The 17,619-nt window shown below is 72.0% G+C and carries 14 protein-coding genes; 9 read left to right on the forward strand and 5 right to left on the reverse strand.

Translation table 11 applies throughout. The features are described from left to right. Positions 1–159 precede the first annotated feature (159 nt). Genes ABZX90_RS12480 through ABZX90_RS12495 form a run of 4 tightly spaced genes read left to right on the forward strand, consistent with a single transcriptional unit; the run spans position 160 to position 4,104 of the window. A complete protein-coding gene (locus ABZX90_RS12480; protein WP_355204104.1) occupies positions 160–1,524 on the forward strand; it encodes an enolase C-terminal domain-like protein in 1,365 nt (454 codons plus the stop codon). Continuing rightward, positions 1,521–2,285, forward strand: a complete 765-nt coding sequence (locus ABZX90_RS12485; protein ID WP_351120027.1) for an SDR family oxidoreductase — start codon at positions 1,521–1,523, stop codon at positions 2,283–2,285. Before ABZX90_RS12480 ends, ABZX90_RS12485 begins: the two co-directional genes overlap by 4 nt. After that, complete coding sequence (locus ABZX90_RS12490; protein WP_355204108.1) at positions 2,282–3,268, forward strand: aldo/keto reductase; 987 nt, start codon at positions 2,282–2,284, stop codon at positions 3,266–3,268. The genes ABZX90_RS12485 and ABZX90_RS12490 overlap by 4 nt, the downstream gene beginning before the upstream one ends. Beyond that, positions 3,265–4,104 carry an amidohydrolase family protein gene (locus ABZX90_RS12495; protein ID WP_355204110.1) on the forward strand — a complete coding sequence of 280 codons (840 nt, stop codon included), beginning with the start codon at positions 3,265–3,267 and terminating at the stop codon, positions 4,102–4,104. The genes ABZX90_RS12490 and ABZX90_RS12495 overlap by 4 nt, the downstream gene beginning before the upstream one ends. Positions 4,105–4,194: 90 nt before the next feature. Here the strand turns inward: ABZX90_RS12495 and ABZX90_RS12500 are convergent, their stop codons facing one another. Continuing rightward, complete coding sequence (locus ABZX90_RS12500) at positions 4,195–5,625, reverse strand: lipase maturation factor family protein (RefSeq protein WP_351120033.1); 1,431 nt, start codon at positions 5,623–5,625, stop codon at positions 4,195–4,197. Between the two features lie 79 nt (positions 5,626–5,704). Here ABZX90_RS12500 and ABZX90_RS12505 point away from each other — a divergent pair, with 79 nt between their 5' ends. The 3 genes from ABZX90_RS12505 to ABZX90_RS12515 all read left to right on the forward strand — a co-directional run bounded on the left by ABZX90_RS12505 (position 5,705) and on the right by ABZX90_RS12515 (position 10,155). Beyond that, positions 5,705–7,111, forward strand: a complete 1,407-nt coding sequence (locus tag ABZX90_RS12505; RefSeq protein WP_355204113.1) for a DUF6777 domain-containing protein — start codon at positions 5,705–5,707, stop codon at positions 7,109–7,111. A gap of 78 nt (positions 7,112–7,189) precedes the next feature. Next, a complete protein-coding gene (locus tag ABZX90_RS12510) occupies positions 7,190–9,256 on the forward strand; it encodes a SpoIIE family protein phosphatase (protein WP_351120037.1) in 2,067 nt (688 codons plus the stop codon). Positions 9,257–9,294: 38 nt separating this feature from the next. After that, positions 9,295–10,155 (forward strand): DNA-formamidopyrimidine glycosylase family protein, encoded by an 861-nt coding sequence (locus tag ABZX90_RS12515; protein WP_355204116.1) that lies wholly within the window; start codon positions 9,295–9,297, stop codon positions 10,153–10,155. Positions 10,156–10,239: 84 nt separating this feature from the next. On the opposite strand, the gene ABZX90_RS12520 is transcribed toward ABZX90_RS12515, so the two are convergent. From ABZX90_RS12520 to ABZX90_RS12530, 3 genes are all read right to left on the reverse strand, one after another. Continuing rightward, positions 10,240–10,920 carry a zf-HC2 domain-containing protein gene (locus ABZX90_RS12520; protein WP_351120041.1) on the reverse strand — a complete coding sequence of 227 codons (681 nt, stop codon included), beginning with the start codon at positions 10,918–10,920 and terminating at the stop codon, positions 10,240–10,242. Positions 10,921–11,107: 187 nt separating this feature from the next. Next, positions 11,108–11,623 carry a hypothetical protein gene (locus ABZX90_RS12525; protein ID WP_351120042.1) on the reverse strand — a complete coding sequence of 172 codons (516 nt, stop codon included), beginning with the start codon at positions 11,621–11,623 and terminating at the stop codon, positions 11,108–11,110. Positions 11,624–11,758: 135 nt separating this feature from the next. Further along, positions 11,759–12,307 carry a sigma-70 family RNA polymerase sigma factor gene (locus tag ABZX90_RS12530; protein WP_351120044.1) on the reverse strand — a complete coding sequence of 183 codons (549 nt, stop codon included), beginning with the start codon at positions 12,305–12,307 and terminating at the stop codon, positions 11,759–11,761. Positions 12,308–12,583: 276 nt separating this feature from the next. On the opposite strand from ABZX90_RS12530, the gene ABZX90_RS12535 reads away from it, so the two are divergent. Continuing rightward, positions 12,584–13,738 carry a CapA family protein gene (locus ABZX90_RS12535; RefSeq protein ID WP_355204121.1) on the forward strand — a complete coding sequence of 385 codons (1,155 nt, stop codon included), beginning with the start codon at positions 12,584–12,586 and terminating at the stop codon, positions 13,736–13,738. A gap of 29 nt (positions 13,739–13,767) precedes the next feature. On the opposite strand, the gene ABZX90_RS12540 is transcribed toward ABZX90_RS12535, so the two are convergent. Beyond that, a complete protein-coding gene (locus ABZX90_RS12540) occupies positions 13,768–14,232 on the reverse strand; it encodes a universal stress protein (protein ID WP_355204124.1) in 465 nt (154 codons plus the stop codon). 101 nt (positions 14,233–14,333) lie between these two features. Between ABZX90_RS12540 and lysX the strand changes: the two genes are divergently transcribed. Next, entirely contained in the window at positions 14,334–17,612 is a 3,279-nt protein-coding gene (gene lysX / locus ABZX90_RS12545; RefSeq protein WP_355204127.1) for a bifunctional lysylphosphatidylglycerol synthetase/lysine--tRNA ligase LysX, read from the forward strand. The last annotated feature ends 7 nt before the right edge of the window (positions 17,613–17,619 follow it).

The following is a 17,619-nucleotide window of genomic DNA, read 5'->3' on the forward strand; positions in this document are numbered from 1 at the left end:
CGCGGGCCAGATCCCATGGGGCCGGGTCCGCGGAACCGGCCTCATGGCGCCTGTCGGAGCCTCAAGCGGTCTGATAGACATTCGTCCCGGTCGGTAGCGGGACCTCCGGCCACGCGTCCTGTTCGACGACGCCCGACGAGGACCGACGAAAGGCCTTCCGTGTCCCCGACGTTCCCGACCCCCGCTCGTGTCATCGCGGTCGACACCTACGACATCCGCTTCCCCACCTCGCGCGAGCTCGACGGCTCGGACGCGATGAATCCGGACCCCGACTACTCGGCCGCGTACGTCGTCCTGCGCACCGACGCCGCCGACGGAGCCGAGGGGCACGGCTTCACCTTCACCATCGGGCGGGGCAACGAGGTCCAGGTCGCCGCGATCGACGCGCTGCGGGGGCACGTGACCGGCCGGTCCGTCGACGAGCTGTGCGCCGACCCCGGCTCCCTCTCCCGGGACCTGATCGGCGACAGCCAACTACGCTGGCTCGGACCCGAGAAGGGCGTGATGCACATGGCGATCGGCGCCGTCGTCAACGCCGTGTGGGATCTGGCCGCCAAGCGCGCCCGCAAGCCACTGTGGCGCCTGCTCGCGGAGTCCGATCCCGCCTGGCTCGTCGGACAGATCGACTTCCGGTACATCACGGACGCGCTGACCCCCGAGGAGGCGCTGGACCTGCTGCGCCGGGGCCGGGAAGGGTCCGAGGGGCGCGCCGCGACCCTGCGCTCACAGGGCTTCCCCGCGTACACCACCTCGCCCGGCTGGCTCGGCTACAGCGACGAGAAGCTCAGCCGTCTCGCCGCCGAGGCGGTCGCCGGGGGATTCCGGCAGATCAAGCTCAAGGTGGGAGCGGATCTGGCGGACGACGTACGCCGCTGCCGCGTCGCCCGCGCGGCGGTGGGCCCGGACATCCGCATCGCGATCGACGCCAACCAGCGCTGGAACGTGGACGAGGCGATCGCCTGGACCCGGGCGCTCACCGAGTGCCGGCCGTACTGGATCGAGGAGCCGACCAGCCCCGACGACATCCTCGGCCACGCCGTCGTGCGCGCGGCGGTCGCGCCCGTCAAGGTGGCCACCGGCGAACACGCGCAGAATCGCGTCGTCTTCAAGCAGCTCCTCCAGGCGGGCTCCATCGACGTCCTCCAGATCGACGCCGCCCGCGTCGGCGGCGTCAACGAGAACCTCGCCATCCTGCTCCTCGCTGCCAAATTCGGCGTGCCCGTCTGCCCGCACGCCGGGGGCGTGGGCCTGTGCGAACTCGTCCAGCACCTCTCGATGTTCGACTTCGTCGCCCTGTCCGGCACCACCGTCGACCGCGTCATCGAGTACGTCGACCATCTGCACGAGCACTTCACCGAACCGGTGGTGATCCGCGACGGCCACTACACGGCACCCACCGCGCCGGGCTTCTCCGCCACCATGCGGCCGGAGTCCATCGCGGAGTTCACCTACCCGGGCGGCGCCTTCTGGGCCGCCGACCTCGCCCAGCCGAAAGCCAACGACCGGAAGGGACATGCCGTATGACGGACCCTCAGGAGTTCGACGGACTCAGGGCACTGGTGACCGGAGGAGCTTCCGGGATCGGCAGGGCCACCGCCGACCTCCTCGCCGCCCGCGGCGCCCGGGTCGCCGTCCTCGACCTCGATCCGTCGTCCGTCGACAAGCCGCTGACCGGCCACCGCGCCGATGTCACCGACGACGCCTCCGTGCGACAGGCCGTGGCCGCCGCCGTCGCGGAGCTGGGCGGCCTCGACGTCCTGGTCAACAACGCGGGCATCGGAGCCCGCGGAACCGTCGAGGACAACGACGACGAGGAGTGGCACCGGGTCCTGGACGTCAACCTCCTCGGCATCGTGCGGACGACCCGCGCCGCCCTGCCCCACCTGCGCGAATCCGCGCACGCGGCGATCGTGAACACCTGCTCCGTCGCCGCCACCGCGGGCCTGCCGCAGCGGGCGCTGTACTCGGCGTCGAAGGGCGCCGTCCTCTCCCTCACCCTCGCCATGGCCGCCGACCACATCCGCGAAGGCATCCGCGTCAACTGCGTCAACCCCGGCACGGTGGACACCCCGTGGGTCGGCCGGCTCCTGGACGCCGCCCCCGATCCGGCCGTCGAGCGCGCCGCACTGGAGGCCCGCCAGCCCACCGGCCGCCTGGTGACGGCACCGGAGGTCGCGGGCGCCATCGCCTATCTGGCGAGCCCGCTGTCCGGCTCCACCACCGGCACCGCGCTCGCGGTGGACGGCGGCATGCAAGGGCTGCGGGCGCGCCCGGCGGGCCGGTGAACTCCCTCGGCCGCAGCGGCGTCCCCGTCAGCGGGCTGTCCTTCGGCGCCGCCGGCATCGGCAACCTGTTCACCGAGGTCACCGACGAGCAGGCGAACGAGGCCGTCGACGCCGCCTGGACGAGCGGCATCCGCTACTTCGACACCGCCCCGCACTACGGGCTCGGCCTCTCCGAGCGGCGTCTGGGCGCGGCCCTGCGCGACAGGCCCCGCGCCGAGTACACCGTCTCGACCAAGGTGGGCCGCCTCCTGGAGCCCGTGGACGCGGGCGGCGACGACCTGGCCGACGGCTTCGCCGTGCCCGCCACGCACCGCCGCGTCTGGGACTTCAGCGCCGACGGGGTACGCCGGAGCCTGGACGCCGGCCTCGAACGGCTCGGTCTCGACCGCGTCGACGTCGTCTACCTGCACGACCCCGACGACCACGCCGAGCAGGCCTTCCGTGAGGGCTACCCCGCGCTGGAGAAGCTGCGCTCGGAAGGCGTGGTCGGCGCGATCGGCGCGGGCATGAACCAGACGGAGATGCTCACCCGGTTCGTCCGCGAGACGGACGTCGACGTGGTGCTGTGCGCGGGCCGGTACACCCTCCTGGACCAGCGCGCGCTCACCGGGCTGCTGCCGGCCGCCGATGACCGCGGAACCTCCGTGGTCATCGGCGGCGCCTTCAACTCGGGCCTGCTGGCGGACCCGGGACCGGGAGCGACGTACAACTACGCCGCCGCGCCCCGGGAGTTGCTGCACCGAGCCCTGCGGCTGAAGGCGATCGCCGAACGGCACGGCTCCACGCTGCGGGCCGCCGCTCTGGCCCTCCCGGCAGCCCACCCGGCCGTGGCGAGCGTCCTGGTGGGCGCCCGCTCGGCGGCGGAAGTCCGGGACTGCGCGGAGCAGTTCGCGACGCCGGTGCCCCCGGACTTCTGGCGGGAACTGCGCGCGGAGGGCCTGCTGTCCGACGCCGTACCCCTCCCCGTACGGGAACTGCCGTGACCGTCGACGCACACCACCATGTCTGGGACCTGTCGGTCCGGGACCAGGACTGGATCACCGGCCCCGAACTCCAGCCCCTGCGACGCGACTTCGGAATCTCCGACCTCGAACCGCTCGCCGGGGCCGCCGGTGTGGACCGCACCGTTCTCGTGCAGACGGTCACCGTGGCCGAAGAGACCCCGGAACTCCTCGCCCTCGCGGAGGAGAGCCCGCTGGTGGCGGGCGTGGTCGGCTGGACGGACCTGACCCGGCCGGACGTCGCCGACGAACTCGCGCGGCTGCGGGAGATGCGCGGCGGCCGTCATCTCAGAGGCGTCCGCCATCAGGTCCAGGGCGAGAGCGACCCCGGATGGCTGCTCCGCCCGGACGTGCGGCGCGGACTCGCCGCCGTCGCGGAGGCGGGCCTCGTCCACGACCTGGTCGTCCTGCCGCACCAACTGCCCGCCTGTGCCCGCTCGGCCGCGCAACACCCCGGACTTACCTTCGTGCTGGACCACTTGGGCAAGCCGCCGATCGCCACCGGCGCCCTGGACCCCTGGGTGAGCGCCGTCCGTGAACTGGCCGCGCTGCCCAACACGGTGTGCAAGCTCTCCGGGATGGTCACCGAGGCGGACCCCGTGCGCTGGACGCCCGACGACCTGCGGCCCTACGCCGACACGGTCCTGGAGGCGTTCGGCCCCGACCGGATCATGTTCGGCTCCGACTGGCCGGTGTGCACGCTCGTCGCGACCTACGGCCAGGTACTCCGCACGGCGGAGGAGGTGACGGCGGGCCTGGACGAGAGCGAGCGCCAGGCGGTCTTCGCCGGGACCGCCACCCGCGTCTACCGCGTCTGATCCACCGGCCCACCGACTCACCGGCCCACCGACTCACCGGCCCGCCGATCGGGCGCGGGACATCGGGGAAACAGCGTCGACCGGCCCGGCCTAGTACGGAATCCGCCGCTCGGCGATGCCCTCCAACCGGGTCGGCGGCAGGAAGTCGCGCACATAGGTCCGGTGCCAGCACGCGCCCGTCTCCCGCAGTTCGCGCCAGGTCGTGTAGCGGTAGCGGAAGAGGCGGGCGCGGACGAAGCGGGGTGGCGCGTCGGCGGGGAACGGGGAGCGGCGCAGCAGCCGCAGCGTGTCACGGTCGTTCTCCAGGAGCCGCTCCACCAGACCCGGGAACCACGCGCCGGCGTACCCGGGCGAGAGCGCCGCGAACCACATCAGCCAGTCGAGCCGCAGATGGTACGGCGCGAACTGGCGCGGCCAGTAACGCGGATCGCCCGGCTTGCCCTTGAACTCGTACTCCCGCCACCGCGCGTCCTCCCGCGGCACCTCGTCCGCCGTGCCCTCGACGATCACCTCGTGACGCACCCGGCTGACGCTGCCGAACGCCCCGTAGGTGTTGACCAGATGGAGCGGGTCGAAGGAGCGGTTCATGACCTGCCGCCGGGAGAGCAGATTGCGCGCCGGACGGTAGCTGAGAGCCAGCAGGCCGGCGGCGACGGCGAGGACGACCACCTCGTACCAGAGCGGTGCCGTGGTGGCCCGTGACGCGGTGTTCGGGATCTCGACCACACTCAGGGCCAGCACGATCGTCGTCCAGTTGAGCCAGGAGAAGTTGCCGGACAGGACCAGCCACAGCTGGGTCAGGATCATCAGCGCCGCCGCGGCCGACGCGATCGGCTGCGGGGTGAACAGCAGCACGGGCAGCACGAGTTGGGTGAAATGGTTCGCGGCCACCTCGATACGGTGGAACGGCTGGGGAAGATGGTGGAAGAACCAGCTCAGCGGACCCGGCATCGGCTGGGTCTCGTGGTGGTAGTAGAGGCAGGTCAGCTTCCGCCAGCAGGCATCGCCCCGCATCTTGATCAGCCCCGCGCCGAACTCGACGCGGAACAGCACCCAGCGCATCAGGAACAGCACCACGACCGGCGGCGCCACCTCGTCGTTGCCGAGGAAGACCGCGAGGAAGCCCACCTCCAGGAGCAGGGACTCCCAGCCGAACGCGTACCAGGTCTGGCCGACGTTGACGATCGACAGATACAGGGCCCACGGGACCAGCCACAGCAGCATCGCGCCCCAGAGCGGCAGCTGCCCGTCGAGGCCCGCGATCAGTGCCACCGACACCGCGCAGCCCGTCCAGGACCAGGCGGCGAAGAAGCGGTCCGAGTAGCGGAGATGGAAGACGCTCGGGGCGTCACGGAAGGCGACCCGCCGCACGAAGCGGGGCACCGGCAGCATCCCGCGCTCCCCGATCAGCGCACGGAACTGCAGGGCCGCGCCCAGGAACGCGACGAGGTACAGGACGGCCAGCGCCCGCTGGAAGACCAGTCGGCTCAGCCCGTAGTCGGGTGCGACGAACCACTCCATGGCGCGTGCTCCTCTCCCCTCCATTGTGACGTTGGGTGACCGATCTCCGCTTGCGTGCGCCAAGAGGGTGACGCAGAGAATGGTCCACGGATGGCCCGGGACGGCCCGGGACGGACGGGAGAACGTGGTGCACATACCCACCAGGACCCTCGTCGCGGCCTGCGCGCTCGCGGCGGCACTCCTCGTCGTCGCCGGCTGTGGCGGCTCCGGCAGGGACAGGGCGACGAGCGGCTCGAACGGCGGTGAGGTTTTCCTCCAGCCCGTCGCGGCCCAGGGACCCGACCCCTTCACGGCGTCCACCGACACCTCCACCGTGCCCAGGCCACCCGTCACCCGAACGCCGCAATCCTCACCGACCGGCACGCAGTCGGTCCGTTCGCTCTCGGGTGCCACACCGGGCCTCTACGGAGGCACCCGGAACGTCGGCAGCTGCGACGTCGAGAAGCAGATCCGGTTCCTCGGCGCCGACCGGGTCAGGGCAGACGCCTTCGCCCAGGCCTCCGGTATCTCCCCGGGGTCCGTCCCGGTCTATCTGCGCGGCCTGACCCCGGTCGAGCTGAGCGCCGACACCCGGGTCACGAACCACGGATTCGGCAACGGACGGGCGCGCGGCTTCCAGGCCGTGCTCCAGGTCGGCACGGCCGTCCTCATCGACAACCGGGGCGTACCCAGGGTCCGCTGCGCCTGTGGGAACCCGCTCGGCCGGCCCACCGCGCTCGACGGGAACCCCGGCACCCGGGGCAGGCCCTGGAGCGGGTACCGGCCCGAACAGGTCGTCGTGGTCACCCCCGCGCCCGTCGTGATCACCGACATCACGATCATCGACGTGGCCGACAACACCTGGATCGAACGGCCCATCGGCCACGACGGCCACCATCACGACCATGTCGTACCGCCGCCCGACGGCTGGGCCCCGAGCCCGAGGCCGCACGATTCCTCCCCGCACCCGCACGCCCCTTCCTCCAGCGACCCGCCCGGCGACAGAAGCCCGTCCCCGGACACCTCCGCGTCCGACTGCGTCTCCGCGACGACGACAGCGACCGCGACGGTGACCGCGACACCGGAACCCGGGGAGAAAGCCCCGGGCGAGACCGGTGGGCCCGGTACCGGGCGCACCGGCAGGCCGACGGACGGCGCCGCCAGGGACGTATCCCGGCCGGACCGGCCCGCACCCCCGCGTGACGAGCCCTCGCGCTGCCCCACGGCCACCGTCACGGCACCCCCGACGACGCGGCCGGGGACCACCCCGGCCCCCTCGGGCGGGAACACCGCCCCGCGGACGGCCCAGCCCGACCCCGACCGTTCCGGCTCCCCGGAGCCCACCTCACAGCGGGTCCCGCCCACCGAGCCGGGCACGCCCACCGAGGACGCCGGTCCGGACACCGTCCCGGACAGCCCCGACGTACCCGACGGCGGCCTGATCCCCGAGGAGACGACCGGTTCGGACAGCGTCTTCGACGCCTCGGCCGACAACTTCGACAGGTGAGCGACTGCTCGCCCGGGGAGCCCGAACGCGGGTTCCCCAGGAGTCGAATAATCGGGCAAATGCTGGCAAGGTGGCCCCATGGTTGATCGGGGAGCGAGCGCCCTGTCACTCCCGGACGACTGGCCCGCCCACCCGGCTCCGATCCTGGCGCTCAACCAGATGGGCAGCTTCGACTGGGACCTGGACACCGGTCTGATGCAGATGGACGCCCAGGCCCACGAGGTCTTCGACGTGCGCCCGGACGAGTACGACGGGAACCCGGCCACCCTGGGCATGCGCGTCCCGCCGGCCGAGTCGCTGCGCCTCGACACGATGGTGTCCCACGCCCTCAAGGACGGCAGCGAGAACTACGGCGCCTACTTCCGTATCCGCCGCCGCGACGGCTCCCTGCGATGGACCCACACCCAGGGCTACATCCGCCGTGACGAGACCGGCCGGCCGCGCCGGATCATCGGTATCGTCCGCGACGCCACCGAGGAACTCAGCGAAGGCGCGCCCGGCCGTGAACAGGCCGGGGCGCGGCGCCAGCAGACGAGCGTCGTCCAGCTCACCACGGCCGCGCTCGCCCACGCCGTCACCGTCCAGGACGTCATCGACGTCCTGCAGGACACTCACGGCCTAATCCACCTCGGAGCGACCAGCCTGGTCATGGGCCTGGTCGAGGCCGGCCGTATCCGCATGGTCGCCACGGGCCCCGAGCGCAGCTACGTCCCCGGCACCCGGGTGACGCGCCTGGACGCGCAGTACCCGATGAACGAGGTCGTGCGGACCCTCGCGCCGCACTTCATCGAGTCGCCCGAGGAGTTCGCCGAGTCGTACCCGCTCCTGTGGCCGAACATCACCGATCTGAAGATCACCTCGGCCGCCTATCTGCCGCTCATCGTGCAGGCCCGCCCCATCGGTGCGATCGGCCTGCTCTACAACGACCGGTACGGCTTCTCGGAGGACGAGCGCAACGTCCTCGTCGCGCTCGGCAGCAGCATCGCCCAGAGCCTCCAGCGGGCCATGTTCTTCGAGCAGGAGAAGGACCTCGCCCAGGGCCTCCAGCAGGCCATGCTGCCGCGCTCCATCCCCAGCGTGGCGGGCGCCGACGTCGCCGTCCGCTACCGCTCCGCCTCCCTCGGCCGGGACATCGGCGGCGACTGGTACGACCTGATCCCACTGCCGGGCGGCCGCGTCGGGGCCGTCATCGGCGACGTCCAGGGCCATGACACCCACGCCGCCGCGGTCATGGGCCAGCTGCGCATCGTGCTGCGCGCCTACGCCGCCGAGGGCCACACCCCGGCCACCGTGATGGCCCGAGCCTCGGTCTTCCTGCACGAGCTCGACACCGACCGCTTCGCGACCTGCTTGTACGCCGAGGTCGACCTGTCCACCGGAGTGACCCAGCTGGTGCGGGCGGGCCACATAGACCCGCTGGTCCGTTACACCGACGGAAGGTGCCGCCGGCTGCCCGTGGAAGGGGGCCTGCCGCTCGGCCTGTCCGCCGAGTTCGGGCGCCTCGAATACCCCGTCGCCACCATCGAACTCGACCCCGGCCAGACCCTGCTGCTGTGCACCGACGGGCTGGTCGAGGAGCCGGGCGTCGACCTCGACGACGGCATGCACGCCCTCAGGGAGCGCATCCGTGTCGGCCCGGCCGACGTCAGCGACCTCGCCGACCGGCTCATCGACATGGCCGAGGAACGTGGCGGGGACGACGACGTCGCGCTGCTGATCCTGCGCCGCCGCGGTGTCTCCGACCAGCGCTCGGGCGGACGTCTCCAGCAGCATGTGGCCCCCGGCGACCCGGAGGCGCTGGTGGAGGCCCGCCATATGATCCGGGCCGCCGTCCGTGCCTGGGGAGCCCGTGAGCGGGCCGACGAGATCGAGCTGGTCGCCGACGAACTGATCACCAACGCCCTCATGCACACCGAGGGCGCGGCCATCGTCACCCTGCGCGTCCTGACCGGTTCCGACCGCAGACTGCGCGTCGAGGTCGAGGACTCCTCCAGCGCGCTGCCCCGCCGCCGTGAGGCCGGCGAGTCCGGTGTCTCCGGCCGCGGCCTGCTTCTCGTCGACCGCCTCACCGACGTGTGGGGCGTCGAGGCCCGCGGCGGCGGCAAGGTCGTGTGGTGCGAGTTCCTCGTCCGGGAGCGGAACTGATCCCTGGCGCCGTCGGCGCCGGATGGCACTCTGGACGTATGCCGGAACTGCCCGAGGTCGAAGCGCTCAAGGACTTCCTGGCCGATCATCTGGTCGGCCGCAGGGTCGTGCGCGTGCTGCCCGTCGCCATCAGCGTCCTGAAGACGTACGACCCCCCGGTCTCCGCCCTGGAGGGACGCGAGGTGACGGCCGTCCACCGGTTCGGCAAGTTCCTCGACATCGACGCGGACGGCCTGCACTTCGTCACGCATCTGGCCCGCGCGGGCTGGCTGCACTGGAAGGACACGCTCCCCGACGGCCGGCCCCGGCCCGGCAAGGGACCGCTCGCGCTGCGCGTCGCGCTGGAGACCGGCGAGGGCTTCGACCTCACCGAGGCGGGCACCCAGAAGCGGCTCGCCGTGTACGTCGTGCGGGACCCGGGGGAGATTCCCGGAGTGGCCCGGCTCGGCCCGGACCCGCTCGCCGGCGACTTCGACGAGACGCGGTTCGCCGGGCTCCTCCAGGGCGAGCGGCGCCGGCTGAAGGGCGCGCTGCGCGACCAGAGTCTGATCGCGGGCGTGGGCAACGCGTACAGCGACGAGATCCTGCACGCCGCCAGGATGTCGCCCTTCAAGATCGCCTCCTCGCTGACCCCCGAGGAGACCCGGCGGTTGTACGAGGCGCTGCGCGGCACGCTCGCCGAGGCGGTGGAGCGCTCCCACGGGCTGGCGGCCGGGCGGCTGAAGGCGGAGAAGAAGAGCGGTCTGCGGGTGCACGGGAGAACGGGGGAGGCCTGCCCGGTGTGCGGCGACACCATCCGCGAGGTCTCCTTCAGCGACTCCTCGTTGCAGTACTGCCCGACCTGCCAGACCGGCGGCAAGCCGCTGGCGGACCGGCGGATGTCCCGGCTGCTCAAGTAGGCGGTCCCGCGGCCGACCCGGTGCTGCCGTGATGCCTCGGCGAGGGCCGCCACGCGGTCGCCCCGGCGATGGGACGGGCGTCGCTCAGGGGGAGTTGAGCGTCACGAGGTGTTTGCCGGCCGCCGTGCGCACCTCGTACCGGACGATCTCTTTGCTCCGCATCGACGAGCCGCCCTGCATGGTGATGGCGGCACCGTTGTGCGGGGGCTCCATCCAGCTCGTCACCGTCTGCTCCGAGCCGTCCTCGCCGATGGCGACGAGCTCGCAGGAGCGGGGGCCCTCGGCGTCCTTGACCGCGACCTCGATGTCACTGCCCCAGACCCGGTCGCGGGTCGTCACCTGGGCCCAGACCCCGGTCTCCGCGTCGGTCCTGGCCATCTGGTTCGACGGGGGGTCCGCCGCGGCGATCCGGTCCGACGAGGAGTCGTGCGCGGTGACGACGGCGATCGCCGGCCCGCCCGCCGCGAGCACCACGGAGGCCGCCACGGCGTACAGGAAGCGCCGGCGCCCGGCCCGGTTGCGCGAGGCCACCTCGCCGAGCAGCCTTTCGAGCAGCCGCGGCCCGGGCGCCGCGAAGGGGTGCACGGTGCGCGGCGTCGACCGGCGGTACAGCATCAACTGCCGTGCGGCGGGGCGGAATTCACTGACATACGCCGTGCACCGAGGGCACTCCGAGAGGTGGTCCTCGAAGCGGAAGGCTTCCGCCTCGCCGAGTACGCCGAGCGCATAGGCGCCGACGTCGCGATGCCGTTCCAGGGACCTCATACCGAATACCGAATCCTCGTGGCGTTGATGCGGACTGTGAGTGGTGTTGCTGTTGCCCACGGGTACGCACCAGACCGTCGAATCACTCAAGACTCGTCCGGAATCGCGGCCAAGACATTCGGAGCACCGGCGCTCGCGGATTGGTGAGAGCTCGAAAAAATTGTTCCCGGCGTGTTCGCGGCCACCGTCAGAAGAGGTGGATGGCCAGATGCCCGAGCGGCAGCCCCAGCTGCCACGCGGGTGTCCACACCTGCGGACCGTCGTCCTCACCAGGCACGGGACCGCCGCCGGGCACCGCGTCGAGGTCCGGAGCGAGCAGTTCCGTCTCCTCCAGCCACCGCCAGGCCGCCGACGCGAGCTCCAAGTCCGGGTCGGGGGAGGCGGATCCGGCGGCCTCGGCCGCGCGCAGAGCCAGCTGCTCGCGCACCCACTCCTGCCAGGGCTGGTCGTACGCCGTCAGCGAAAGCCACGTCTCCAGCTGGGTGATGACCCGGATTCCGGAGAGTTCGCCCCCGCTGTCGGACAGGAAGACGGTCAGCGCGAGGGCGTCGCGCCCGGCGCGGAACTCGAAAGAGGTGGGCGGCATCAGGTCGCCCGTCCGCAGCAGTTCGTCGGCGATGTACTCGGCGTACAACCATGCCATGGGGACGGTGAGTTCGCCTCCGCCGGTGCCGTCCGTGCTCTCTTGACCTCTGTGCAGCATCCCTTCCCGCCTTCCTCCGGTGCGTGCGCGTCGCCCGACCCCGGGCCCCAGTCCGGAACACGGATGAGGCAAGCTGAGTGCTCAACCATGGTCCTCAGCAAGGGGCTTTACGGAGGTTTGACTCAGCCTTCGGTTTCACCGCAGGTCGGCCGCGTATCCCGGAAGAACCCGGCGCAGGGCGCGCAGCGCGTAGTACGCGCGAGACTTCACGGTACCGGGCGGAATGCCGAGTGCCGCGGCGGCCTCCGCCACACTCGCCCCGTGGAAGTACACCAGCACCAGGACTTCACGGTGCTCGGGAGTGAGTGTCTTCACAGCCTCCCGCACATCGAGCGTCGCCGCCGACCGTTCGGCGTGATCGGCACAGATCCGAGCGCTTTCGAGGACCGCGTCCCCGACCTCCGGAGGCCGTGCCTGACGGGCCCGCCGCGCGTCGATCGCCAGCCGCCTGCCCACGGTCAGCAGCCAGGGGCGTACGGAGTCGAAGTCGTCGGTACGCAGGGCCTCGGGATGCTGCCAGGCCCGTACGAACGTCTCCTGCACCAGATCCTCGGCGCGCTGCCGGTCGCCGTCGGACAGGCGCAACAGCAGGGCGAAGAGAGGGCGGCCGTGCTCGCGCTGCAGCTCGGCCAGCTCGTGCTCGGCGGTCGTCCCGCGGGTGATGGTGGTGGTTCCGGCCGTCATGGCCTGTATGCCAGCGCGCCCCGCCCCGCGCGGACAGGCCGGGAGCACGGTTGTGCGGTGGGCGGTCGAAGCCGTCGGTGAACGGTGCGCCGAACGGTCCCGCCGGGGTGGAGCCCCGGATTCCGTGGGCGTCGCGCCCGGACCGCCGTTCGCCCCCACGGGCATGCCCCTCAGCGCCGAACGGGCTAGCGGCGGTGGTGTCTCCTTGACTGCCGGCTGCCCGTATACGTGGATTCACATCCATTGGTAAGTAAATACGACTGGATGGGGCTCGGCATGATCACACGCACGCGGCAGATCAATCTGGCCGTCGCGGCCGCCCTCATCGCGGCCGCGGCGGCCTGCCAGGCCCACGACTCGGCCGGGCACTACCGCGGCGGGCGGCCCGCCCCCGCCGCCGCTCGCGGCTTCACCCTCGTCGCCACCGGCGATGTCCTGCCGCACAGCTCGATCATCGAGCGGGCGAACTCCGACGCGGGAGGCGACGGGTACGACTTCCGTCCGATGCTCGCGGGCGTCCGGCCCATCGTGTCCGGGGCCGACCTGGCGATCTGTCATATGGAGACCGTGTACGGCGCCGACGGCGACTACACCGGCTATCCCACCTTCAAGTCCCCGCCCCAGGTGGCCGAGGGCCTCGCAGCGACGGGCTACGACGCCTGTTCCACCGCCTCGAACCACAGCCTGGACGACGGCGCCGACGGCATCCGGCGCACCCTGGACGCGCTGGACCGCGCGGGCGTGCGGCACGCCGGATCGGCGCGCACGGCGCAGGAGGCGAACGGCGCCACCATGCTGCGGGCGGGCAGCGCCCAGGTCGCCCATCTCGCGTACACCTACGACACGAACGGATTCCCGCTCCCGCAGGGGCAGCCCTGGGCGGTCGGCCTGATCGACCCCGACCGGATCGTCGCGGACGCCCGCGCCGCCCGGAAGGCGGGCGCCGACGTGGTCGTCGTCTCCCTGCACTGGGGCACCGAATGGCAGGACGAGCCGGACGAGCAGCAACTGCGGCTGAGCAAGCAGCTGACCGCGTCCCGCACCGGCGGGCGGCCCGACATCGACCTGATCCTCGGCACCCACGCACACATCCCGCAGGCGTACGAGAAGGTCAACGGCACCTGGGTCGTCTACGGCATGGGCGACCAGATCGCCGGCGAGATGTTCAACTACCAGGGCGTCCAGGACCCGCGCGGCAACGAGAGCACCATCGGACGCTTCACCTTCGCCCCGCCCGCGCGTCCGGGAGAGCGGTGGGAGGTCACGAAGGCCGAGTTCATCCCGCAGGCCTTCGACCTCGACGCGGGCCGGGTCGTCGATCTCAACGCCGCACTGGAACAGGGCGCCACGGTCGGCGCCGTACGCGACCGGATCCGGGACGTCGTCCTGAGCCGGGGCGCGGCCCAGGCCGGCCTCGTCATGGGCAGGTGACGCCGGGCGGGCCCTGGCGCGGACACGCCCTACGGCACGACCGTGACCGGCCAGCGGCCCGCCTTCACCAGGCGGATCGCCACCGAACCGATGATCCGGTGCCCGGCCTGCTCGGAGGCCCCGACCACCACGGCGTCCGCCTTGAGTTCGTCCGCCGCCGTCACCAGACCGTTGTAGGGGTCGCCACGGAAGGTGTGGAACTGCCAGCGCACATCGAATATGTCCTTCACCCGCTCGGCCGCCTCGCGGATGTACCGCACCAGGTCCTCGGCGATCTCGTCGGTCGTCTCCGCGACCGGCACCCCGAGCGCCGCCCCCGCCGCCATCACCGGCTGGACGTAGACGAGCGCGAGCAGCGCCCGCTGCCGCCTCGCCAAGCCGCCCGCGTACGCCGCGGCACGCAGCGAGGAGTCGGAGCCGTCCACCCCGACGACGATGACCTTGGGACCGTCCGTGCCCCGCTCGAACCGATGCGCGTGCTGCTCTTCCGTCACGGCTCCGAGGCTATCGGAATCCGCAGGTCCCACGGTCGCGGGGGAGCGGGGAGGAATCGCTCGACGGGCGGGGCGCCGCCGCTCTTCCTACAGTCGGAACCATGAGTGCCACCGTGGAGGCCCGCCCGCCGAAGGACACCGCAGGCTGGACACGCCCGTCCCGGGGCGGCTTCCTCAGCAAAGTGCCCGAGGGCTTCGCGACCTTCTTCGGCGCCATCGGACTGCTCTGCACCCTGCTCGCCTTCATCCCCCCGCTGCGCAGACTGCTGCGCCCGGTGGTGCGCTTTCTCGACCTGCTGATCATCCCGGTCAGCGCCAACCTCGCGTACGCCGTCTTCCTCTTCCTGCTCGCCGCCGCGACGGCCGCCCGCAAGAAGATCGCCTGGTGGCTGGTGGTCGTCTACCTCGGCCTGCTGGTCCTGGTCGACGCCCTCGGCGTCGTCGCAGGCCTCTACGCCGCCTCGATCCCCTCGCTCGTCGTCTGCGGACTCCTGCTGGCGCTGCTGATCGTGGCCCGCCACGAGTTCTACGCCGACTCGCGCCGCGCCGCCGTACGCCGGGCCCTGCTCGTCCTGTTCGCAGGGCTCGTCGTGGCGATCCTGGTCGGCTGGGGCCTCGTCGAGCTGTTCCCCGGCACGCTGCCGCGCGGCCAGCGGCTGCTGTGGGCGGCCAACCGGGTCTGCGGCGGACTGGTCTCCGGGCGTTCGTTCGACGGCCGCCCGCCCCGCTGGCTGTTCTTCGTCCTCGGCCTGTTCGGCGCCCTCGCCCTGCTCAACGCCGCCGCCACCCTCTTCCGTTCCCAGCGTCTCGTGGCGGCCCTGCACGGCGACGAGGAGTCCCGCATCCGCGCCCTGCTGCAGGCGTACGGCGGCGACGACTCCCTCGGCTACTTCGCCACCCGCCGCGACAAGGCCGTCGTCTTCTCGCCCAGCGGCAAGGCGGCCGTCACGTACCGCGTCGAGGCCGGAGTGTGCCTCGCCAGCGGTGACCCCGTCGGCGACCGGGAGGCCTGGCCGCACGCGATCGCCGCCTGGCTGGACATCGCCCGCCGCTACGCCTGGGCACCCGCCGCGATGGGCGCCTCCGAAGAGGGCGCCAAGGCGTTCGCGCGCTCCGGACTCGGCGCCCTCCAGCTCGGCGACGAGGCGATCCTGCACGTCGCCGGCTTCGACCTGGGCGGGCGCGACATGCGCGGCACCCGGCAGGCCGTCAACCGCGTCAAACGCACCGGCGCCACCTGCCGGGTGCGCCGGCACTCCACCCTGACCGACGCCGAGATGGAGGAGATCGTCAGCAGGGCCGACACCTGGCGCGACACCGAGACCGAGCGCGGCTTCTCCATGGCCCTCGACCGGCTCGGCGACCCCGAGGACGGCGACTGCCTGCTCGTCGAGGCGATGGGGTCCGACGGCAAACTCCTCGCCCTGCTCTCCTTCGTGCCCTGGGGCCGCGACGGCATCTCCCTCGACCTGATGCGCCGCGACCGCAGCGCGCCCAACGGCGTCATGGAGTTCATGGTCGCGGAGGTGTGCGCGGTCGCCGGGAAGTTCGGCGTCCGGCGCATCTCGCTCAACTTCGCCGTGTTCCGCTCGGTCTTCGAGGAGGGCGCCCGCATCGGCGCGGGCCCGGTGCTCAGGCTCTGGCGCAGGATGCTGCTGTTCTTCTCCAAGTGGTGGCAGCTGGAGGCCCTGTACCGGTCCAACGCCAAGTACCATCCCGAGTGGTACCCACGCTTCATCTGCTACGGCGACACCGGCGCCCTCGCCCGTATCGGCATGGCGTCCGCCATCGCCGAGGGCTTCGTCTCCGTCCCCTCCCTGCGCACGCTGTGGGGCAAAGGGCACCCGAAGAGCGGGCCCAAGCCCGCCACGACCGCGGGACTGCCGTCGCTGTCCGCCCTCGGCCTCGCCGCGGGGGGCGGGGCCGACACCGACGATCCCACCGAGGGCCTGCCCGATCAGGTCCGCGTGCGGCACCGCAAACTCGACCGGCTGCGTGCCGACGGCACCGACCCCTACCCGGTCGGCATCCCGCCGCGCACCCACGTCCTGGCCGACGTCCGCGGCGGCGAGGACGTGACCGTCGCCGGGCGTGTGATGCTCGTACGCGACTTCGGCGGGATCATCTTCGCCGTGCTGCGCGACTGGTCCGGCGATCTCCAACTCGCCCTCACCCGCAAGGAGTCCGGCCCCGCGCTCGACCGCTTCCGGCAGACCGTCGACATCGGCGACCACATCAGCGCGGACGGTCTCGCGGGCGCCAGCGACAGGGGCGAACGCACGGTCTTCGTCACCTCCTGGCGCCTCACGGCCAAGTGCCTGCGCCCGCTGCCCGACAAACGCAAGGGCCTCGCCGACCCCGAGGCCAAGGTCCGCCGCCGCTATCTCGACCTGGTGTCCAGCACCGGCGCCCGCGACGTCGTACGGGCCCGCTCCACGGCCGTCCAGGCGCTGCGCCAGGGGCTGCTCGACCGCGGCTACCTGGAGGTCGAGACCCCGATGCTCCAGCAGATCCACGGCGGCGCCAACGCCCGGCCCTTCACCACGCACATCAACGCCTACGACCTGAACCTGTATCTGCGCATCGCCCCCGAGCTCTACCTCAAACGGCTGTGCGTCGGCGGTCTGGAGAAGGTCTTCGAGATGGGCCGCACGTTCCGCAACGAGGGCGTCTCCTACAAGCACAACCCCGAGTTCACGATGCTGGAGGCCTACCAGGCCTTCGCCGACTACGACGTGATGCTCGACCTCGTCCGCGAACTGATCCAGGGTGCCGCGACCGCCGCCTTCGGCTCACCGATCGCCCGCAAGGACGGCACCGAGTACGACATCTCGGGGGACTGGCCCGTCAAGACGGTGTACGGCGCGATCTCCGAGGCGCTGGGGGACGAGATCGACGCCGACACGTCCCTGGAGGCGCTCCTGCGGCTGTGCGACCGCGCGGGCGTGCCGTACACGGTGGACGACGGCCGCGGCGATGTCGTACTGGAGATGTACGAACGCCTGGTCGAGGAGAAGACGCGGCTGCCCACGTTCTACAAGGACTTCCCGACCGAGGTCTCCCCGCTCACCCGGCAGCACCGCACCGACCCACGGCTCGCGGAACGCTGGGACCTCGTCGCCTTCGGCACGGAACTGGGCACCGCGTACTCCGAGTTGACCGACCCGGTCGAGCAGCGCCGCCGGCTGACCGCACAGTCGCTGCTGGCCGCCGGGGGAGACCCCGAGGCGATGGAGCTGGACGAGGACTTCCTCGACGCGCTGGAGTACGCCATGCCGCCCACCGGAGGCCTCGGCATCGGCGTCGACCGGCTTGTCATGTTCCTCACCGGGCTGACGATCCGTGAGACCCTGCCGTTCCCCCTGGTGCGCCGCCGCTGAACTGGTC

The organism is Streptomyces sp. NPDC002935, from assembly GCF_040611295.1.
Lineage (GTDB): Bacteria > Actinomycetota > Actinomycetes > Streptomycetales > Streptomycetaceae > Streptomyces.

Bases quoted from the DNA above. Each gene is read 5' to 3' on its own strand.
- ABZX90_RS12485 (WP_351120027.1), top strand. From the start codon at position 1,521: ATGACGGACCCTCAGGAGTTCGACGGACTCAGGGCACTGGTGACCGGA.
- ABZX90_RS12500 (WP_351120033.1), bottom strand. From the start codon at position 5,625: ATGGAGTGGTTCGTCGCACCCGACTACGGGCTGAGCCGACTGGTCTTC.
- ABZX90_RS12505 (WP_355204113.1), top strand. From the start codon at position 5,705: ATGGTCCACGGATGGCCCGGGACGGCCCGGGACGGACGGGAGAACGTG.
- ABZX90_RS12510 (WP_351120037.1), top strand. From the start codon at position 7,190: ATGGTTGATCGGGGAGCGAGCGCCCTGTCACTCCCGGACGACTGGCCC.
- ABZX90_RS12515 (WP_355204116.1), top strand. From the start codon at position 9,295: ATGCCGGAACTGCCCGAGGTCGAAGCGCTCAAGGACTTCCTGGCCGAT.
- ABZX90_RS12520 (WP_351120041.1), bottom strand. From the start codon at position 10,920: ATGAGGTCCCTGGAACGGCATCGCGACGTCGGCGCCTATGCGCTCGGC.
- ABZX90_RS12525 (WP_351120042.1), bottom strand. From the start codon at position 11,623: ATGCTGCACAGAGGTCAAGAGAGCACGGACGGCACCGGCGGAGGCGAA.
- ABZX90_RS12530 (WP_351120044.1), bottom strand. From the start codon at position 12,307: ATGACGGCCGGAACCACCACCATCACCCGCGGGACGACCGCCGAGCAC.
- ABZX90_RS12535 (WP_355204121.1), top strand. From the start codon at position 12,584: ATGATCACACGCACGCGGCAGATCAATCTGGCCGTCGCGGCCGCCCTC.
- lysX (WP_355204127.1), top strand. From the start codon at position 14,334: ATGAGTGCCACCGTGGAGGCCCGCCCGCCGAAGGACACCGCAGGCTGG.